This is a genomic window from Polaromonas sp. JS666 (genome assembly GCF_000013865.1).
GTDB lineage: Bacteria > Pseudomonadota > Gammaproteobacteria > Burkholderiales > Burkholderiaceae_C > Polaromonas.
In genome coordinates this window covers 1,078,226-1,094,491 of the sequence record NC_007948.1, presented here as the reverse complement: position 1 = coordinate 1,094,491, position 16,266 = coordinate 1,078,226, and the positions used below count along the sequence as shown (strand labels likewise).

At 64.1% G+C, this 16,266-nt stretch carries 15 protein-coding genes; 6 read left to right on the top strand and 9 right to left on the bottom strand.

Annotation, left to right across the window (positions count from 1 at the left end):
• Window positions 1–9: 9 nt before the first annotated feature.
• From dksA to BPRO_RS05250, 3 genes are all read right to left on the bottom strand, one after another.
• On the bottom strand, window positions 10–1,065 hold the full coding sequence (gene dksA, locus BPRO_RS28410; protein ID WP_157045734.1) for an RNA polymerase-binding protein DksA: 1,056 nt from the start codon (window positions 1,063–1,065) through the stop codon (window positions 10–12).
• A 339-nt stretch (window positions 1,066–1,404) separates the two neighbouring features.
• Window positions 1,405–2,463, bottom strand: coding sequence for a CobW family GTP-binding protein (locus BPRO_RS05255; protein WP_011482017.1), 1,059 nt, complete (start codon window positions 2,461–2,463; stop codon window positions 1,405–1,407).
• A 275-nt stretch (window positions 2,464–2,738) separates the two neighbouring features.
• The gene (locus BPRO_RS05250) at window positions 2,739–4,007 is read right to left on the bottom strand and encodes a class I SAM-dependent rRNA methyltransferase (protein WP_011482016.1); all 1,269 of its coding nucleotides are present in this window, start codon (window positions 4,005–4,007) and stop codon (window positions 2,739–2,741) included.
• Window positions 4,008–4,156: 149 nt separating this feature from the next.
• On the opposite strand from BPRO_RS05250, the gene BPRO_RS05245 reads away from it, so the two are divergent.
• On the top strand, window positions 4,157–6,016 hold the full coding sequence (locus BPRO_RS05245) for a sensor domain-containing diguanylate cyclase (protein ID WP_041388403.1): 1,860 nt from the start codon (window positions 4,157–4,159) through the stop codon (window positions 6,014–6,016).
• Between the two features lie 103 nt (window positions 6,017–6,119).
• Here BPRO_RS05245 and BPRO_RS05240 read toward each other — a convergent pair whose 3' ends face one another.
• From BPRO_RS05240 to dapF, 3 genes are all read right to left on the bottom strand, one after another.
• On the bottom strand, window positions 6,120–7,196 hold the full coding sequence (locus BPRO_RS05240; protein WP_011482014.1) for a tyrosine recombinase XerC: 1,077 nt from the start codon (window positions 7,194–7,196) through the stop codon (window positions 6,120–6,122).
• A gap of 9 nt (window positions 7,197–7,205) precedes the next feature.
• On the bottom strand, window positions 7,206–7,901 hold the full coding sequence (locus tag BPRO_RS05235) for a DUF484 family protein (protein ID WP_011482013.1): 696 nt from the start codon (window positions 7,899–7,901) through the stop codon (window positions 7,206–7,208).
• Between the two features lie 495 nt (window positions 7,902–8,396).
• Window positions 8,397–9,272 (bottom strand): diaminopimelate epimerase, encoded by an 876-nt coding sequence (gene dapF, locus BPRO_RS05230; RefSeq protein ID WP_041388401.1) that lies wholly within the window; start codon window positions 9,270–9,272, stop codon window positions 8,397–8,399.
• 102 nt (window positions 9,273–9,374) lie between these two features.
• Between dapF and BPRO_RS05225 the strand changes: the two genes are divergently transcribed.
• A complete protein-coding gene (locus BPRO_RS05225) occupies window positions 9,375–9,920 on the top strand; it encodes a carboxymuconolactone decarboxylase family protein (protein WP_011482011.1) in 546 nt (181 codons plus the stop codon).
• A 238-nt stretch (window positions 9,921–10,158) separates the two neighbouring features.
• Here the strand turns inward: BPRO_RS05225 and BPRO_RS05220 are convergent, their stop codons facing one another.
• Window positions 10,159–11,160 (bottom strand): tripartite tricarboxylate transporter substrate binding protein, encoded by a 1,002-nt coding sequence (locus BPRO_RS05220; RefSeq protein WP_011482010.1) that lies wholly within the window; start codon window positions 11,158–11,160, stop codon window positions 10,159–10,161.
• A gap of 181 nt (window positions 11,161–11,341) precedes the next feature.
• Here BPRO_RS05220 and BPRO_RS05215 point away from each other — a divergent pair, with 181 nt between their 5' ends.
• Window positions 11,342–12,994, top strand: a complete 1,653-nt coding sequence (locus BPRO_RS05215; protein ID WP_011482009.1) for an MBL fold metallo-hydrolase — start codon at window positions 11,342–11,344, stop codon at window positions 12,992–12,994.
• Window positions 12,995–13,174: 180 nt separating this feature from the next.
• Here BPRO_RS05215 and BPRO_RS30865 read toward each other — a convergent pair whose 3' ends face one another.
• Both BPRO_RS30865 and BPRO_RS30860 read right to left on the bottom strand, forming a co-directional pair.
• Entirely contained in the window at window positions 13,175–13,333 is a 159-nt protein-coding gene (locus tag BPRO_RS30865; protein WP_369794697.1) for a hypothetical protein, read from the bottom strand.
• Window positions 13,330–13,515 carry a hypothetical protein gene (locus tag BPRO_RS30860; RefSeq protein ID WP_369794696.1) on the bottom strand — a complete coding sequence of 62 codons (186 nt, stop codon included), beginning with the start codon at window positions 13,513–13,515 and terminating at the stop codon, window positions 13,330–13,332. The genes BPRO_RS30865 and BPRO_RS30860 overlap by 4 nt, the downstream gene beginning before the upstream one ends.
• A gap of 304 nt (window positions 13,516–13,819) precedes the next feature.
• Here BPRO_RS30860 and BPRO_RS05205 point away from each other — a divergent pair, with 304 nt between their 5' ends.
• From BPRO_RS05205 to BPRO_RS05195, 3 genes are all read left to right on the top strand, one after another.
• Window positions 13,820–14,746, top strand: coding sequence for a polysaccharide deacetylase family protein (locus tag BPRO_RS05205; RefSeq protein ID WP_011482008.1), 927 nt, complete (start codon window positions 13,820–13,822; stop codon window positions 14,744–14,746).
• Window positions 14,743–15,489, top strand: a complete 747-nt coding sequence (locus BPRO_RS05200; RefSeq protein WP_011482007.1) for a GntR family transcriptional regulator — start codon at window positions 14,743–14,745, stop codon at window positions 15,487–15,489. The genes BPRO_RS05205 and BPRO_RS05200 overlap by 4 nt, the downstream gene beginning before the upstream one ends.
• A 120-nt stretch (window positions 15,490–15,609) precedes the next feature.
• A complete protein-coding gene (locus tag BPRO_RS05195) occupies window positions 15,610–16,251 on the top strand; it encodes a flavin reductase family protein (protein WP_011482006.1) in 642 nt (213 codons plus the stop codon).
• Window positions 16,252–16,266: the final 15 nt, after the last annotated feature.

Genomic DNA, 16,266 nt, shown 5'->3' with positions numbered 1-16,266 from the left:
AAACCGGCCTTAATCACCAAACATCTTTTGCTTGAGCTCACGGCGCTGCTGCGCTTCCAGTGACAAATTGGCGGTGGGGCGCGCGATCAGGCGACCCACACCAATGGGTTCACCGGTTTCGTCACAGTAGCCGTAGTCACCGGAGTCAATGCGGGCAATCGACTGCTCGATCTTCTTGAGCAGCTTGCGTTCGCGGTCACGGGTGCGCAATTCAAGGGCGTGCTCTTCTTCAATGGTGGCGCGGTCTGCCGGGTCGGGCACGACCACGGTGTCTTCGCGCAGGTGTTCGGTGGTTTCACCGGCACTGTTGTGGATTTCCTGCTTGAGCACCGAGAGCTTGTGGCGGAAAAAAGCCATCTGCTTTTCGTTCATGTACTCGGAATCAGGCATGGCCTTGACTTCCTCGTCAGTCAACTGCTCTGCGGGCTTGGCCTTCCAGTTGTTGGCAAGCTTGGGGTCTTTTTTGGCAGCCGCCTGAATGGGCGGCGCGATCACACGTTCGGTCATTGTGGAGTAACTGGCTTTGGCTGCGTCGGGCGCATGGGTTGGCACCATAGGTGCGGGCGGGGGTGATTGGGTCGCCATCCGGGCGGAACTTCTTCGCCCCGGTTTCAGTGGCGGCGGAGCCCTCAGCACCGATTGCCGGGCAGGCACCGGAGCAGGAACAGGCATGGCCGCAGGCGGCGCTTTCTGGGTAACTGAAACCTTGACGGCGGTGTCGTCTCTGGCAACTGCTTTGGTGGTCGCTTTGACAGCGGGCTGGGTGATCGATTTGGTCACGGGTTTGGATGTTTTGGCAGGCTTGGCTGCCACCTTGGTTTTGGCTGGCGTTTGGATCACTGCCTTTTTGCTGGCGACAGGGGCGGACTTTTTCGTGGGCAGCACCTTGGCTGTCTTTTTGGCGGCAGGTGGGGGAGCCGGTTTGGCTTTGACCGCAGGTTTGACGGCTTTTTTCGCGGCCTTGACCGCCGTCGTCGCTGCGGCCTTGGGCGCCGATTTGGCTTTCACCGCTGCTTTGGCAACTGCCTTGACTGGTGTTTTGGACTTCTTAGCTGTGGCTTTCACGATATGTCTCCTCTCGGAGGCGGCCTTGGGAGAATCCCCGGGCTGTCTCCTGGTCAAACTGCTGTCAGGCAGTCCGGCCTTACCTTGTGCCGAACGACCCGTTGCCAGATCGCCCGGTTTGTCTGCCGCTTTGCCGGTATCCACAGAAGCCACTTTAACGCTGCTTGCGCCCTGTTTTCTACCTGACAGGCCTCCCGATTCAGCTTTCCGGGTATTTTGGTCGGCGCGCGATTGTAGCGGCTCGCCAGCGTGCTGTGACACCCTGAAACCAAATCGTTGGAGAATCGAGACAAACATGAAACCCTCCTGCCTTTTATAGTTGCAGGAAAACAGCCTAACTCAAACCAGGCACTGCTCCAGGCCCTGCACAAAAATATCTTTGGGCAGATCGATACCGATGAAGACCATCTTGCTGTTTTTCTTCTCGCCCTCAGCCCATGCGGGACCGAGGTCGCTGCCCATGAGCTGGTGTACCCCCTGGAAAATCACCTTGCGGTCGGTTCCCTGCATATTAAGCACGCCCTTGTAGCGCAACATCCGCGGGCCGTAGATATTTACCACCGCTCCCAGGAAGTCCTCCAGCTTGGCCGGGCTGAAGGCCTTGTCCGAACGGAATACAAAACTCTTGACGTCGTCATCATGGTGATGATGGTGACCCTGGCTCCCTTCGTGCGCATGCGAGGGGTGGTCGCAATGCTCGCCGTGCTCATGGTCGTGATGATCATGCGCCGCATGCTCTTCGGCCGTCAGGAAATCGGGATCTATATCGAGCTTGGCATTGAGGTTGAAGCCGCGCAGGTCAAACACATCCGCAATCGCCACCTCACCGAAATGCACGGTCTTCTGGGGCGCGCGGGGATTCATGTGCGTCAGGCGGTGCATCAGAGCCTTCACCTCGTCCGCGGCCACCAGGTCAGACTTGCTGATGAATATCTGGTCGGCAAAGCCGACCTGGCGACGCGCTTCCTGGCGATCATCGAGCTGGACCTGGGCATGTTTGGCATCGACCAGGGTGAGGATGGAATCCAGCAGGTACTGCTCGGCAATTTCCTCGTCCATGAAAAAGGTCTGCGCCACCGGGCCCGGATCGGCCAGGCCGGTGGTCTCAATCACCACGCGCTCGAAGTCGAGCAGGCCCTTGCGCTTCTTGGCGGCCAGCAACTGCAGCGTTTCGCGCAGATCCTCGCGGATCGAGCAGCAGATGCAGCCGTTGTTCATCTGGATGATGTTTTCCCTGGTGTCGTTCACCAGGATTTCGTTGTCGATGTTTTCCTCGCCGAACTCGTTCTCGATGACGGCGATTTTCTGCCCGTGGGCTTCGGTCAGCACGCGCTTGAGCAGCGTGGTTTTGCCCGAACCCAGAAAGCCGGTGAGGATGGTGACAGGGATCAAGCTCATGGTGTCTGCCTAAAAAACGGAAAAATGCAAAAAATACGCAAAGCGGGAATGGAAACCAAGCAGGGGAGTTTAGCGGTCTGTACATGCCCCTGGCGAGCTTTGGCCAATCCCACTTTGCCAGCAGTTACTTTACAGGCCGTGTCAAGCCCCGGCGCATTCTCGCGGGCCAGAATGCGGCTCCCCTGCATTGCAATTTGCTACTATATTAGTAGCAAATTGCATCCTGTCACAAGGGCCGCAAGCCGGTTTGATCCATCACCGGACCGCGCAAACGGCTACGCACCCGGTTTTTTGACCAGCACCAGCCCCTTGAGGTATTCACCCTCCGGAAACGCCACCGTCATGGGGTGATCGGGCGCGCCGCCCATACGTTCGGAAATAAAGGCATCCACACCCGCATCGGTGCCGGCCGAGGCGACGATCTTGTGAAACAGGTCGGCGCTGATGCCGCCGGAGCAGGAGTAAGTGAACAGCACGCCGCCAGGCTCCAGGATGGCCAGCGCCAGCCGGTTGATGTCCTTGTAAGCCCGAGCCGCACGCTCGGCATGGGTGACCGTGGGCGCGAACTTCGGTGGGTCGAGCACGATGGCGTCGAAGGTTCGGCCCTCTTTCTGGTACTGGCGCAGCATGGCGTTCACATCGGCATCCAGCATCGTCGTGCGGCTGGCATCGAAACCGTTCAGGGCCACATTGGCTTTGGCGCGGTCCAGGGCGGGTCCGGACGAATCAATGGATGTCACGTGCTTCGCGCCGCCAGCCAGCGCGGCTACCGTAAAGCCGCCGGTGTAGCAGTAGCAGTTGAGGACCCGCTCAAACTGCCGGCGCCGCGTGTAGGCGGCAAACCTCTGCCGGCTGTCGCGCTGGTCCAGATAAAAGCCGGTCTTGTGGCCCTGCGCCACGTCCAGGCTCAGTTTCCAGTCGTGTTCGGTAATGATGATTTCCGTGCCGCTGCAATTTTCCGCCGGGCCGCCCCAAGGAAAATTAGCCCCCTCGGGGGGCAGCGTAGTACGCGAAGCGACAAGCGTGGGGGCTCCACTCAGCCAGCCCGTTGCCTCCGGCAGACCTTCCAGCGACCGCACACTGGCATCCGACCGCTCATACAGGCGGGTCAGGCCGGTTTGCGCCAGCAGGGCCTCCACGATCACGCTTTTCCAGCGTTCGGTGCCGCAACTGGAGAATTGCGCCACCAGCGTGTCGGCATAACGGTCCACCACCAGGCCCGGCAAGCCATCAGACTCCCCGTGGACCAGGCGTCGGCCATCACTCTGAATGTCGAACAAGTCCCTGGCTTTGATGGCTTGGTCAATACGCGCTACAAAAAAAGAAGCATCTATGCGCTGGCTTTCATCAAAGCTCCAGACCCGCGCCCGAATTTTGGAGCTGGGACTGAAAGCAGCCCAGCCCAGGAACTGCCCCGCATGGCTCTCCACCCTGACCGTTTCACCCGCATCCCCACCCCCTTTGGCGATGGCGCCGTCAAAAATCCAGGGGTGGCGGCGCAGCAAGGAGCGCTCTTTGCCTTCCTTCAGTCGAATTATTTTCATGCCGCTATTGTCGTGGTTTGAATCTGGACCCCTGCGGCCCCAAACCGGCTGCCCGCTGGCCCAAAGCGACCGCTGCACTCAATTTCAGCACTTTCCCCCCAATTCAGGGGATGCCAATTTCCAGAAAAGTTTGCGACAATCGCCGGTTAATGATTTTTGATTACTTTCCAGAGCAGTTAAGGCAGTTGAGGAATTGCAAGCCATTCGCCGGCTTTGCAAATCGCCTGTTCGCCCCGGCTATCCGGGCCCGCCTTGCGGCGCTGGCCTTGAGCCTGCTGGCGGGATCGCTACTGGCGTTGACCACCCTGGAGGCGCACCCGCGCACAGTACTCGACCTGGACACCCAAACCCAGCCGGTTCCGCTGGCGGACTGGGGTGACTACTGGATTGACAGCAGCGGCAGGTTCACGCCGGAACAGGTCTCCACTACACACGATATCCCATGGAAGCCGACGAGCGGCGAGTCCATTTACCCGGTCACCAGCGACTATCCCCTGTGGATCCGCTTCAATGTGCCTCCCGCACCGGACGCCGAGCGCTGGTACCTCGAAGTACCCTACCCGTCCGTCAACCGCGCCTCCCTGTACACCATGGACAGCGCCGGCAAGTGGAATGAACAGAGGGCGGGCGATCTGGTGGCCGTCAACAAATGGCCGGTACCGCACCGCCATCCGCTACTGCCCATCGCCCTGTCCGCTGAAGTGCCCACCAACTACCTGTTGCGCCTGGAAAACGGACACGCCCTGAGCGCCCCCCTGCGGTTCATCAGCGAAGGACGCCTGAGCTACTCCGAGCAGCGCATCTCGCTGATCCTGGGCATCTTCTTCGGGCTGACGGGCCTGGCCGCGCTGGTGTCGCTGCTGAGCGCCATCTCGCTGAGGGACAGTGCCTACGGCCTGTACGCCCTGTGCGTCGCGCTGATGGGCCTCACGCAAGCGACCCTGACGGGCATAGGCGGCCTGCACCTCTGGCCCCATTGGCCCTGGTGGAACGATGTGTCCACCTCGGTCCTGCCCATGCTGACGGCCTCGGCCACGCTGCTCTTCATCTCGGCTACCGTGGCGCTGCCCGAGCGCCTGCCCCGACTGCACTGGCTGATGGTCGGCCAGGCGGCGCTGGGCGTGGCGGTCGCCGCAGTGCTGGCCGTGATGCCAGTCGCATCGCGCATGGACCTCTTTATTCCTGCCTTGCTGCTGCTGGAGTTCAGCGGCATGGTGGTCATGGCATGGGCCTGGCGGCGCGGTGACCGGTTTGCGCCCTGGCTGATGCTGGCCTACCTGCCCGTGACGGTAGCAGCCGGCTGGACAGTAGCGCGCAATGCCGACCTGGTGCCGATCGGCTTCCTCACACAGCACGGCATGCAGCTGGGCGTGGCCCTGCACCTGCCCATCGTCATGGTGCTGCTGATGCTGCGCAGCCAGCACCGGCGCGAAAACACCCGCCGCATCCAGGGCCTGGACCGGGTCGACCCCGCCACCGGCCTGATCAACAACCATGTGTTCGGCGAACGGCTGATCCGCATGATCGCGCGCTCCGAGCGGCTGCAGCACCAAAGCGCCGTGATGCTGATTGACGTGATCAACAGCGCGCAAATTCAGGAAGATTTCGGACGCACGGCGGCCGTTGAGCTGCCACTGCGCGTTGCCGAGCGGCTGCTGTCTGCCGCCCGTGAAATCGATAGCGCGGCGCGGCTGTCGGAGCAGCGCTTCGGCATGCTGGTGGAAGGCCCCATCAGCCCGGAAGACGCCGCCATTCTCGCCCAGCGCATCGTCGCGCGTTGCCTCATGCCCTACAAGGGCCTGCATGTGAACTGTGTGGCCCAGGTTCACGTGGCTTACGCCATTGTGCCTTCCCAGGGCTCGTACGCGCAGGGCCTGCTGACCCAGTTGCAGGAGCGGCTGGCCACGGTGCCCGCGCAAGGCAAGCGTGCGGTGTTCCTGCTGGGTGAAACGCCTCCCGCGGCGCCTGTGCGGCAAGCCTACAGCCGCAAAGTCGCCAAAGTCGCCTGACCGCGCAAGGGCGGGCAAATCAAGCCAGGGGCGCGGGCGGTTCAGGGAGCTCAGTAGCTCAGGACTGGCTCATGGCTTGTCGGGCCCGCACCCCACCCCTGGTTCACGGTTTGGACTTGACCTTCACCACCGCCGGGGCGGGAGCTGTTGCGGGCAGCGGGACAGCCCGCGAAGCCACGCCGGCCGATGTAGCGCGCGGATGGGCGGCGTCATACACCTTGGCCAGATGCTGAAAATCAAGCCGCGTGTAAACCTGCGTCGTCGTGATGTTGGCGTGGCCCAGCAGCTCCTGCACCGCGCGCAGATCACCGCTGGACTGCAGCACATGACTGGCAAACGAATGGCGCAGCATGTGCGGATGCACCGGGGTGGCCAGCCCGGCCTTGAGTGAACGCCGCTTCAGGCGCAGGCGGATGTGCTGGGGCGTGAGCCGCGCGCCGCGCTGACTGATGAAAAGCGCCTGGCCGGCTGCCCCTTCGGCGGCCGCGCCCTCGCCGGCCCAGTCACCGCGCAGGGCGAGCCAGGCATGCAGCGCCTGCAGTGCCTGGCGGCCGACCGGCACGCTGCGCCGCTTCGAGCCCTTGCCAAGCACATGGGCCTCGGCGGCATCCATGTCCACCCAGCCGCGCGCCTGCGCGCTGGCGCGCACATCCAGCCCCACCAGTTCGCCAATGCGCAGCCCGCAGCCATAGAGCAACTCCGTGATGCACTGGTCACGCGCTTCCAGGTGCGGATCATCCTCGTCATCCGACTGGTAGCTGGCCAGCTGCACCGCCTCGTCCACGCTCAGGGCCTTTGGCAGGGGCTTGGCGACCTTGGGCGAGCGCACGTCCTGCACCGGGTTGGCGGGCACCAGGCCTTCACGGCCCAGCCAGGCGTAAAAGCCGCGCCAGCCCGACAAAATAAGTGCGATCCCGCGGCCGCTGCGCCCGGCGCCATGCATCTGCGCGACCCAACGCCGCATGTGGGTGCTGTGCACCTCGGTCAGCGCGACGCCGGCCTGGCGGGCGTTGGCCTCCAGCTTGTGCAGGTCCAGCGCGTACAGCTCCACCGTGCGCGACGCCAGGCGTTTTTCAACGCGCACATGCTCCAGGTAACGCTCCACCAACGGGTGCGATTCGGGCACGGACGCCGGTCTGTCTTCAGGAACTCCGGACGCAATTGGCGGCCGCTGCGTCATGGCGCGTGCTCAGGGTGTGCCGGTCGGCTGGGCCCGCAGACGCGAGAGCGCGGCGCCCGCCAACTCGCCCAGGCGCTCCAGGAAGTCGGTGCCCATGCCGCTGTGAAAGCGCTCGGGATCGGACGAGGCCAGCACCAGCAGGCCCGAAGCCTGGGCGCCGGCGGCCGCGCGCAGCGGAATCAGGGCAATCGACAGCGCCATCGCAGGTTCGGGCAGCCAGTTGACCGCTTCAAAACCGGAATTGACACCGCAGTACGGCGTGGTCAACGAGGAGGCGAAGGTCTGGGCATCCTCACTGACGCCGGTTGCAAAGCTTTCGTCCGAGAAAATGCCATTGACACCCCAGACCTTGATGGCGGCCTGCGGGATCTGGAACCCGGTGGTGATGCCTTCCACCATGGTGCCGGGCAGGTCGCGCGCCTGCGCTGTCTGCAGCAGCTTGCACGTCCAGCGCTGCATCTTGTCGGCGATCAGCACATTGTCCTGGCCGTGGCGAATCATCTCGACCACCTTGGTCTCCAGGCCCTTGATCTTCTCGCGCAACATGCCGGCCTGGCGCTCCTGCAGGCTGACGGCGCGGTTGCCGTGGCCACTGGAGAGCTGCACCGATGCCAGCAGTTCCGCATGACGCTCGAAGAAGTCGGGCGTGTTGGCCAGGAAATTGGCGATGTCGTCTTCGGTGATGGGATGTTCAGTTGGAGTCATGTCGGCATTGTAGGGAAATAGGCGAGAAATAGGCCCCCACGGTCGTTCACTTCGTGTAACTCCCGAGGCCTTGCAGGCCGCGGCTCGCGAGACGCTTCGCCTCTGTCGCCTGTCCAAAGCTGCTCAAGCAGCTTTGGAGCCGCAGGCTCCAGCCCCTCGGGGGCCGCCCGCCTGCAGTCCGGCAAAGCCGGTCCTGCGGCTCATGCTGGGTTGAAGAGTTCAGTGGGCACACGAGTGGGGGCCGCGGAACCGGCTTTGCCGGGCCGCAGGCGTCGCCCCCTAGAGGGGGGAACAGGCTACACGCAGTGAGCCTGGACGGGGGTGGTTTTATAGCTCCGCCTGCAGTCCGGCAAAGCCGGTCCTGCGGCTCATGCTGGGTTGAAGAGTTCAGTGGGCACACGAGTGGGGGCCGCGGAACCGGCTTTGCCGGGCCGCAGGCGCCGCCCCCTAGAGGGGGGAACAAGCTACACGCAGTGAGCCTGGACGGGGGTGGCTTTATAACTCGGGAACTTCAATCTCGGACTCGAACACGGTAGTGGCCGGGCCGGTCATCATGACCGGGGCATCGAAGCCGCCCGCCCATTCAATCGTCAGCTGGCCGCCGCGGGTCTGCACGTCCACCCGCGCATCGAGCAGGCCCCAGCGTATGCCGGCCACCACCGCCGCACAGGCGCCGGTGCCGCAGGCCAGTGTTTCGCCAGCGCCGCGCTCGTACACCCGCAGGCGGATGCGGCTGCGCGAGACGACCTGCATGAAGCCCGCATTGACGCGTTTGGGGAAACGCATATGGTGCTCAATCAAGGGGCCGGTCTCCAGCACCGGCGCCGTATCTACGTCGTCGACCAGCTGCACCGCATGGGGATTGCCCATCGACAGCACGGCGATGGAAACAGTCGCTGAAAGCGCCTTGTCTTCAAGGGTCAGCGGCCATTTCTCCCATGAGCCAGCGGGCTGCGCCGTCAACCCCGCCGCATCGAAGGGAATGCGCGCCAACTCAAACACCGGCGCGCCCATGTCCACCGTCACGCGGCCATCCGCCTGCATGCGCGGCTCGATCACGCCGCTCAGGGTCTTGACCCTGACCGCATCCTTGCTGGTCAGCCCCTGTTCGCGCACAAAACGCACAAAACAGCGTGCCCCATTGCCGCACTGTTCCACTTCGCCGCCATCGGCGTTGTGAATCACATATTCAAAGTCGATGCCCTCCCCGGGGGAAGGCCGCACCGACAGAATCTGGTCGGCGCCGACGCCGAAGTGCCGGTCGGCCAGAAAACGGTACTGTGCCGTCGACAGGTTCAGGCGCCCGCGGGTCTCGTCGAGCATCACAAAGTCGTTGCCCGCACCCTGCATTTTTGTAAAACGGATTAGCATTGCGCCATTATCCGCCGACCTCATCCGCCAACCTTACCCGCCGACGCTGCGCCTTGCCGCTTTGCGGCGCCGACCACCGCCCCTCAACCACGAAAGACAAGCATGCGCATTCCCGAATGGAGCCCCAGCCTCAAGGCCCAACCGCAGGATCTGGTGGACGCCATCCTGGCGCGCCGGGGCGGCACCATGATCAACCTCGACAAGGCGCTGCTGTGGAGCGAGCCGCTGGCGCGGGCCTGGAACATCTACCTGGGCGCGGTGCGCACCGGGCTGCCAACCAGCCGCAAGCTGCGCGAACTGGGCATTTGCACCGTGGCACTGCTGACCGGCGCCGACTACGAATACCGTCACCATGCACCGGACTTCCTGGCCGCCGGTGGCAGCCAGTCCGAGCTGGATGCACTCCAGGCCCTGGTCAAAAGCGATGCGCGCCAAACCACGGCGCATCCGGCGCTGGGTGCGGTGGAGCAGTTGTTGATTCAATACGCCGCGCAAATGACGCTGGACGTCAAGGTCAGCGACCAGGTGTTCGCGGCACTGCGCGAGCATTTTGACAACACGGAACTGGTCGAACTGACCAGCGCGATTGCCACCTACAACATGGTGGCGCGTTTTCTGGTGGCGCTGGGCGTATCGCCGGAGGAATGAATCGGGTCACGGCGAGATACCAGGCCGCGCACACACTGAAAGCGCGGGGCCGACAATTTCCCGCCGTGCCGCCCCAAGGCGCAACAGCCCACTCAGGGGCAGGAAGCTACACGCAGCCGCCGTGGAGGTTTCGATTCAGACCAAGCCGGGGCCGCGGAACCGGCTTTGCCGGGCCGCAGGCGCAGCGGCCCCCTCGGGGGGCAGCGCAGTACACGCAGTGACAAGCGTGGGGGCCAATTTAATCAGCTTTGATCCCATTGTCCTTGACAACCTTGGCCCAGATGTCGATCTGCTTGTCAATGAAGACACGGGCCGACTCCGGCGAACCGCCGACGATGTCAATGCCTTGTGCACTGAGTTTTTTCGCGATCTCGGGGTTCTTCAAGGCCTTGTTCACTTCTTCGTTCATGCGCTTGAGCACTTCGGGCGGCGTTTTGGCCGGCGCCAGGATGGCCCACCAGGCCGGCGCGTCAAAACCGGCAAAACCGCTTTCGGCCACGGTTGGCACATTGGGCAAATCAGGCGAGCGTTTGCTGGTCGTCACGGCCAGCGGGCGCAGGCGGCCGCTGTCAATGTGCGGCTTGGTCACAAACACCGAGCCAATGGACAAGGGCACATGGCCGGCCACCGCATCGGACATCAGCGGGCCGCCGCCTTTGTAGGGCACATGCTGCCAGTCGATGTTGCCGCTTTTGCTCAGCAGCGCCATCGCCAGGTGGCCGAGGCTGCCCGAGCCGATGCTGCCGTAGTTCACATTCTTTTTGGCCTTGGCTGCTGCCACCACATCGGCAAAGGTCTTGTATTCGGACGCTGAAAAAGTCGCCAGCACCATGGCCGAGGTGCCGATCAGCGAGACCGGCGCCAGATCCTTGCGTGTGTCAAACGGCAGGCCGGGAATCAGGCTGGGATTGACGCCATGGGTGTCGAACACCACCGCAAAGGTGTAGCCGTCCGCAGGGGCTGCGGCAACCGCCGCGGTACCGATGGAGCCCGACGCGCCGCCCTTGTTTTCGACAATGATGCTCTGGCCCAGTTGCTGCGACAGCGGCTGCGCCAAAATGCGCGCCACCTGATCGACCGAGCCGCCAGGCGGAAACACGGCCACGAATTTGATGGGCTGCCGGGACGGCCAGGCTGGCCCCGCGCCAGCCGGGGCGGTCTGCGCAAAAGCGCTGAGACTGCAGGCACACAGCGTGGTGGCTGCCAGCGCCAGTGCGGTCCTGAAAAGGGGATGCGTCATGGTTGAAGCCTGAAAATTGAATGGGTGCCAGTATCGGCATCGCCCCGCCGCCGCGCCATTGCGGTTAACACTTAGCACGCTACCAATTCGAATTCCGATTCCAGTTGTCGGATGCCGCTGGCCGGACCCGAAGTAAGCCGGCGGGACAGCGCCTCCCCCTCTTTCACTGCAAAATCGGGTCATGACAAGACCCTCCCAACTCCTTTACCCCCAGCGGGAACCCGCCCCCACCCGCCCGGCAGCCACGGTGCTGTTGCTGCGCGACACAGCGCAGGGCCTGGAAGTGCTGATGACACGGCGTTCGATGACCGCCAGCTTTGCCCCCGGCGCCTATGTGTTCCCAGGCGGCGGCATTGACGCGGCGGATGCCCAAGCGCATGGCCAGTCCACGCGGCGGCCCGGCCAGAGTGACCTGCATCTGACGCAGGCGATTGCCGCCATCCGGGAGAGCTTTGAAGAGCTGGGCGTGCTGCTGGCGCGCCATGCCGACGGCCGCTACGCCAGCACGGCCGACATCGCGGCGCTGGACCGCCAGGCTCCGTTTGCCGCCCAGTGCGGCCAGCGCGGTCTCACGCTGGCCGGTGACCAGGTGTTTGTGCTGGCCCACTGGGTGACCGACCGCGATTTGCCGCGCCGCTTCGATGTGCCCTTTCTGGTGGCGCGCATGCCGGAGGGCCAGAGCCCGGTGGCAGACGAAACCGAGCAGTTCGAGCCGGTCTGGGTGCGCCCGGCCGAGGCGCTGGCCCGGCACCATGCCGGCGGCTTCTTCATGATCTTCCCGACCCTGCGCACACTGGAGAGGCTGCAGCATTACCCCGATGTCGATGCGGTGCTCCAGGCTTGCGCGCTGGAGGCGCCGCTGTGGACATCCTGCCCGCGCGCCGGCTTGCTGGCCGGCAAGGAGGCGCGCTACATGGAACACGAGGCGCCCTACGGCGAGCTGGCGCTCACCTCGCCCGACGGGCAGATCGTGCACACGCTGGACTGGCAAACGGCGCAGCCCGTGGCACTGCTGAGAAACCTGATGCGCCTGACCGCACCCAACCCCGGCGTGATGACCGGGCCGGGCACCAACAGCTACCTCGTCGGCGAGCCTGCCACCGGCTACATCGCGATTGATCCGGGACCTGCCGATGCGGATCACCTGGACCGGCTGTACCGGGCGGCCGGCGGCGATATCCGCCTGATCGTCTGCACCCACTCGCACCCCGACCATTCGCCGGGCGCCAAGCCATTGCAAGCGCTGTGCAACACCCGGCCCGCCATCGTCGGCTTGCCCTCGGAGCCCACGGCACGCGCCCACAGCGCGTTCACGCCGGACCGGGCGCTGGAGCATCAGGAGTTGCTCGCGCTGGTGGCGCCCGGGCCTGAGGGCGACATAACGCATACCCTGAAAGTGCTGCACACCCCCGGGCATGCCGCCAATCATGTGTGCCTGGTGCTGCTGGAAGACGGCATCCTGTTCAGCGGCGACCACATCCTCAACGGCAGCACCACGGTGGTGGACCCGCCGGACGGCAACATGAGCGCCTACCTCGACTCCCTGGATCTGCTGAGCAGCGCCTGCGACCAGCACCAGATCGAATTCATCGCCCCGGCCCACGGCTATGTGCTGGGGCATGCGAAAGCCGCCATTGCCCAGCTCAAGGCGCACCGCCTCAAGCGCGAGGCCAAGATCGTCGGCGTGATGCAGGCGCAGCCCGACGGGACACTGGACGACTGGGTCGCCCAGGCCTACGACGACGTCGATGCACGCATCTGGCCGGTGGCCAAGCGCTCCCTGCTGGCGCATATCGAGCGGGTGCGCGAACTGGGGCTGGCCGGCCCGCTTTGAGGCCAGTCCCAAACTGCAACTGGCCCCCATACTGTTCAGTCACGTTATTCACACTGAATCGGAATGACCAGAACCTTGACTTGTCATTGCGAGCCTGACCCGCAATCCATGGATCCCGGATCAAGTCCGGGATGACAAACCAGGGGCAAGGGCTTCACTGAACCGTATTGCAACTAGCCCTCACCGCCCAGGTAGGCCTTGACCAGCGAGCCATCGGCCATCGGCCATCAGCGATTGCGCCATACCCTGTGCCACCACGCGCCCCGACTCCAGCACATAGGCACGGTCGGCCGGCGATGGGGCCAGCGCGGCCATTTGGTCCACCCGCAGCACGGTCATGGATTCCTGGCGCAGGTCGTCCGGCGGGCAAACAGCTCTTCAATGATCTTGGGCGCCAGGCCCGGTGAAGGTTCGTCCAGCAGCAATACCACCGGCTGGCTCACCAGGCCGCGCGCCGCAGCCTGCATCTGCTGCTCGCTGCCCGAGAGCAGGCCTGTGAATGAACGTCGAAACAAGGACACGACGTTTCTCTTGAAGGAAGGGTTCAATCGAAAAAGCTCCCCTCGCCAACGCAAGCTTTGTACCACGCCGTCAAAATGGTCAACATTCATCCAGTCAATTTTCGGTACAATTGACAATTCATATTGTTGACAATTTATAAGCCATCTGGGCACCAAAATTACTCAAGGCCAGTCCATTGATTCACCCTTCCCGGCATCCCATGCGTCCAAACCAAAACCAGGCAGCCAGGCACAGAATCCGTGCAGCAGCCCACACCAAGCCGCGGCATGGAAGTCTGGGCTCCTGCACCGGGAGCCTGTACCGATGAGCCCGGCATCCGCCAGCGACATGGCGACCCGCCTGCTTGCCGGACACGGCCTGTTCGACTTCCAGGGCATCCATCACCGGCCCGACTACTGTTGGCCAGAAGGGCGGCGCCTGGCGGTCTACCTGGGCTTTAACCTGGAACATTTCGCATTTGGCGAGGGCCTGGGTGCCAACCTCGGTCCGGCCTCGCCGCAACCTGACGTGCTGAACTACGCCTGGCGGGAGTATGGGAACCGGGTGGGCGCGTGGCGTTGCCTGGAGCTGTTTGACGCGCTGGGCCTGCCGACGGGCACGCTCATCAACACCGCGCTGTATGACCACTGCCCCGAACTGGTCGCAGCATTCGCAGCCCGCGGCGATGAACTGATAGGCCACGGCCACACCAATGCCGAGCGCCAGGCTGACATGGCCGAGCCGCAGGAGCGTGAATTGCTCGCGGCGTGCCGGGCGCGCATTGCCCAGCGCAGCGGCACGGCGCCTGCCGGCTGGCTGTCGCCCTGGATTTCCGAAAGCCGGGCAACACCGCACCTGCTGGCGGAAACCGGCTACCGCTACACCCTGAACTGGTGCCATGACGACCAGCCGGTGCGCCTGCGCACCCGCGGCGGGCCGCTGTGGTCCATCCCCTACCCGCAGGAGCTCAATGACATTCCGATGATCATCGCGCGCCAGATGGACGGCAAGGATTTCGCGCAGATGGTGATAGACAACGTGGATGAAATGCTGGAGCAGTCCACACGCCAGGCGCTGGTGATGGGCATTGCCCTGCACCCCTACATCGTCGGTCAGCCCTACCGCCTGCGCCATCTGCGCCGGGCGCTGGAACATCTGGCGCGCCTGCGCGATGAAGGCCGCATCTGGTTCACCACGCCCGGCGCCATCTGCGCCCACATGAACGAGGTTTTCCCCGGAGCAGCCGCATGAGTACCGCCAGGAAACGCGCACCCGCGCCCGCCACCGGCATGCCGGCCGACGCCGCCGCTCCCCTGCTGCCCGGCCTGTCGGAGACGGAAAGCCGCATCTACCACTCGGTGTTTGACAGCGTGATGAACCAGCGCATCGCCCCGGGCACCAAGCTGCCGGAGCAGGCGCTGTGCGAGCTGTTCTCGGTGAACCGCGCCACGGTGCGCAAGGTGCTGCAGCGGCTGGCCCATGATCACATCGTCGACCTGCGGCCCAATCGCGGCGCGGTAGTGGCCGCCCCCACGCCCGAAGAAACGCGGCAGATCTTCCAGGCCCGGCGCCTGCTCGAAGCGGCCATCGTGCCGCTGGTGGCCCAGCGCATCACCAAGGCCGAGATTTTGCTGTTGCGCAAACAGTTGCGCGACGAGCATGCGGCACTGCACCGCGCGGACCAGCCGGCCTGGGCGCGCCTGGCAAGCACCTTCCATCTGCGGCTGGCCGAACTGTCGGGCAACGCGGTGCTGCACGGCTACCTGCACGAACTGGTGTCCCGCTGCTCGCTGATCGTCGCCCTGTACGAGCCGCCCGGGAACGCCGCCTGCGAGCATGACGAACACGCGCGCATCGTGGATTACCTGGAAAACGGGGAACCCGCCAAGGCGGTACGCGTCATGAACGAGCACCTGCTCGACCTGGAACGCCGCATCTGCCTGGACAAACCCCAGGCCGAAAAAAGCCTGGCCCAGATGCTGGGGCTGGCCTGACATGCTGCGCGTCATGCTGGCGGCCCAGCCGCTAAATCGCCGACTGTACCGCCCGCTGTATCGCCTGGTGCGCGGCCCGGGCCCATCCGCCATCGCAAGCCAACCGACAAAGAACTGACCATGGACATCGATTTCTCAGCCATCACCGAATACCAGCGCTACAAGCTCATGGCCAGCCTGATCGTGCCGCGGCCGATTGCGCTGATCACCACGTTGAGCGAAGACGGCGTCGTCAATGCGGCGCCCTTCAGCATGTTCAATATGCTGGGTGAAGAGCCGCCCATCGTGATGGTCAGCATCAACCGGCTGCAGGACGGCCAGCTCAAGCACACAGCGGCCAACATCGTGCGCACCGGCGAGTTCGTCGTGCACCTGACCGACGAAGCCATGGCCGGGCAGATGCACCGCTGCGGCGAGCGCTTTCCGGCCGACGTCAGCGAGCTGGCCGAGGTGGGGCTCAGCACGGCGCCCTCCCGGCATGTGAAGCCGCCGCGCATTGCGGAGGCACCCGCGGCCTTCGAGTGCACGCTGTACGAGCTGCTCGAGACGCCCAGCCGGCAAATTTTTATCGGCCGGGTGCACTGGCTGCATGCCCGCGACGGACTCATCGACACCGAGCTGTGGCGCGTGCGCTTGCAGAACTACTTTCCGGTGGCGCGCTTTGGGGCCAGCTTCTACATCAACACACGGGAACGCTTCTCGCTGGAAGCCGCCAGTGCACAGGCCCAGCCTGCGCTGTCCACCAGCATTGACGAGATCTGACAACGGATGTGACGG

What these genes read in the sequence shown, in the direction of transcription:
- BPRO_RS05255 (WP_011482017.1), bottom strand. Translation starts at nt 2,463, where the DNA reads ATGAGCTTGATCCCTGTCACCATCCTCACCGGCTTTCTGGGTTCGGGC.
- BPRO_RS05250 (WP_011482016.1), bottom strand. Translation starts at nt 4,007, where the DNA reads ATGAAAATAATTCGACTGAAGGAAGGCAAAGAGCGCTCCTTGCTGCGC.
- BPRO_RS05245 (WP_041388403.1), top strand. Translation starts at nt 4,157, where the DNA reads ATGATTTTTGATTACTTTCCAGAGCAGTTAAGGCAGTTGAGGAATTGC.
- BPRO_RS05240 (WP_011482014.1), bottom strand. Translation starts at nt 7,196, where the DNA reads ATGACGCAGCGGCCGCCAATTGCGTCCGGAGTTCCTGAAGACAGACCG.
- BPRO_RS05235 (WP_011482013.1), bottom strand. Translation starts at nt 7,901, where the DNA reads ATGACTCCAACTGAACATCCCATCACCGAAGACGACATCGCCAATTTC.
- dapF (WP_041388401.1), bottom strand. Translation starts at nt 9,272, where the DNA reads ATGCTAATCCGTTTTACAAAAATGCAGGGTGCGGGCAACGACTTTGTG.
- BPRO_RS05225 (WP_011482011.1), top strand. Translation starts at nt 9,375, where the DNA reads ATGCGCATTCCCGAATGGAGCCCCAGCCTCAAGGCCCAACCGCAGGAT.
- BPRO_RS05220 (WP_011482010.1), bottom strand. Translation starts at nt 11,160, where the DNA reads ATGACGCATCCCCTTTTCAGGACCGCACTGGCGCTGGCAGCCACCACG.
- BPRO_RS05215 (WP_011482009.1), top strand. Translation starts at nt 11,342, where the DNA reads ATGACAAGACCCTCCCAACTCCTTTACCCCCAGCGGGAACCCGCCCCC.
- BPRO_RS30865 (WP_369794697.1), bottom strand. Translation starts at nt 13,333, where the DNA reads ATGACCGTGCTGCGGGTGGACCAAATGGCCGCGCTGGCCCCATCGCCG.
- BPRO_RS05205 (WP_011482008.1), top strand. Translation starts at nt 13,820, where the DNA reads ATGAGCCCGGCATCCGCCAGCGACATGGCGACCCGCCTGCTTGCCGGA.
- BPRO_RS05200 (WP_011482007.1), top strand. Translation starts at nt 14,743, where the DNA reads ATGAGTACCGCCAGGAAACGCGCACCCGCGCCCGCCACCGGCATGCCG.
- BPRO_RS05195 (WP_011482006.1), top strand. Translation starts at nt 15,610, where the DNA reads ATGGACATCGATTTCTCAGCCATCACCGAATACCAGCGCTACAAGCTC.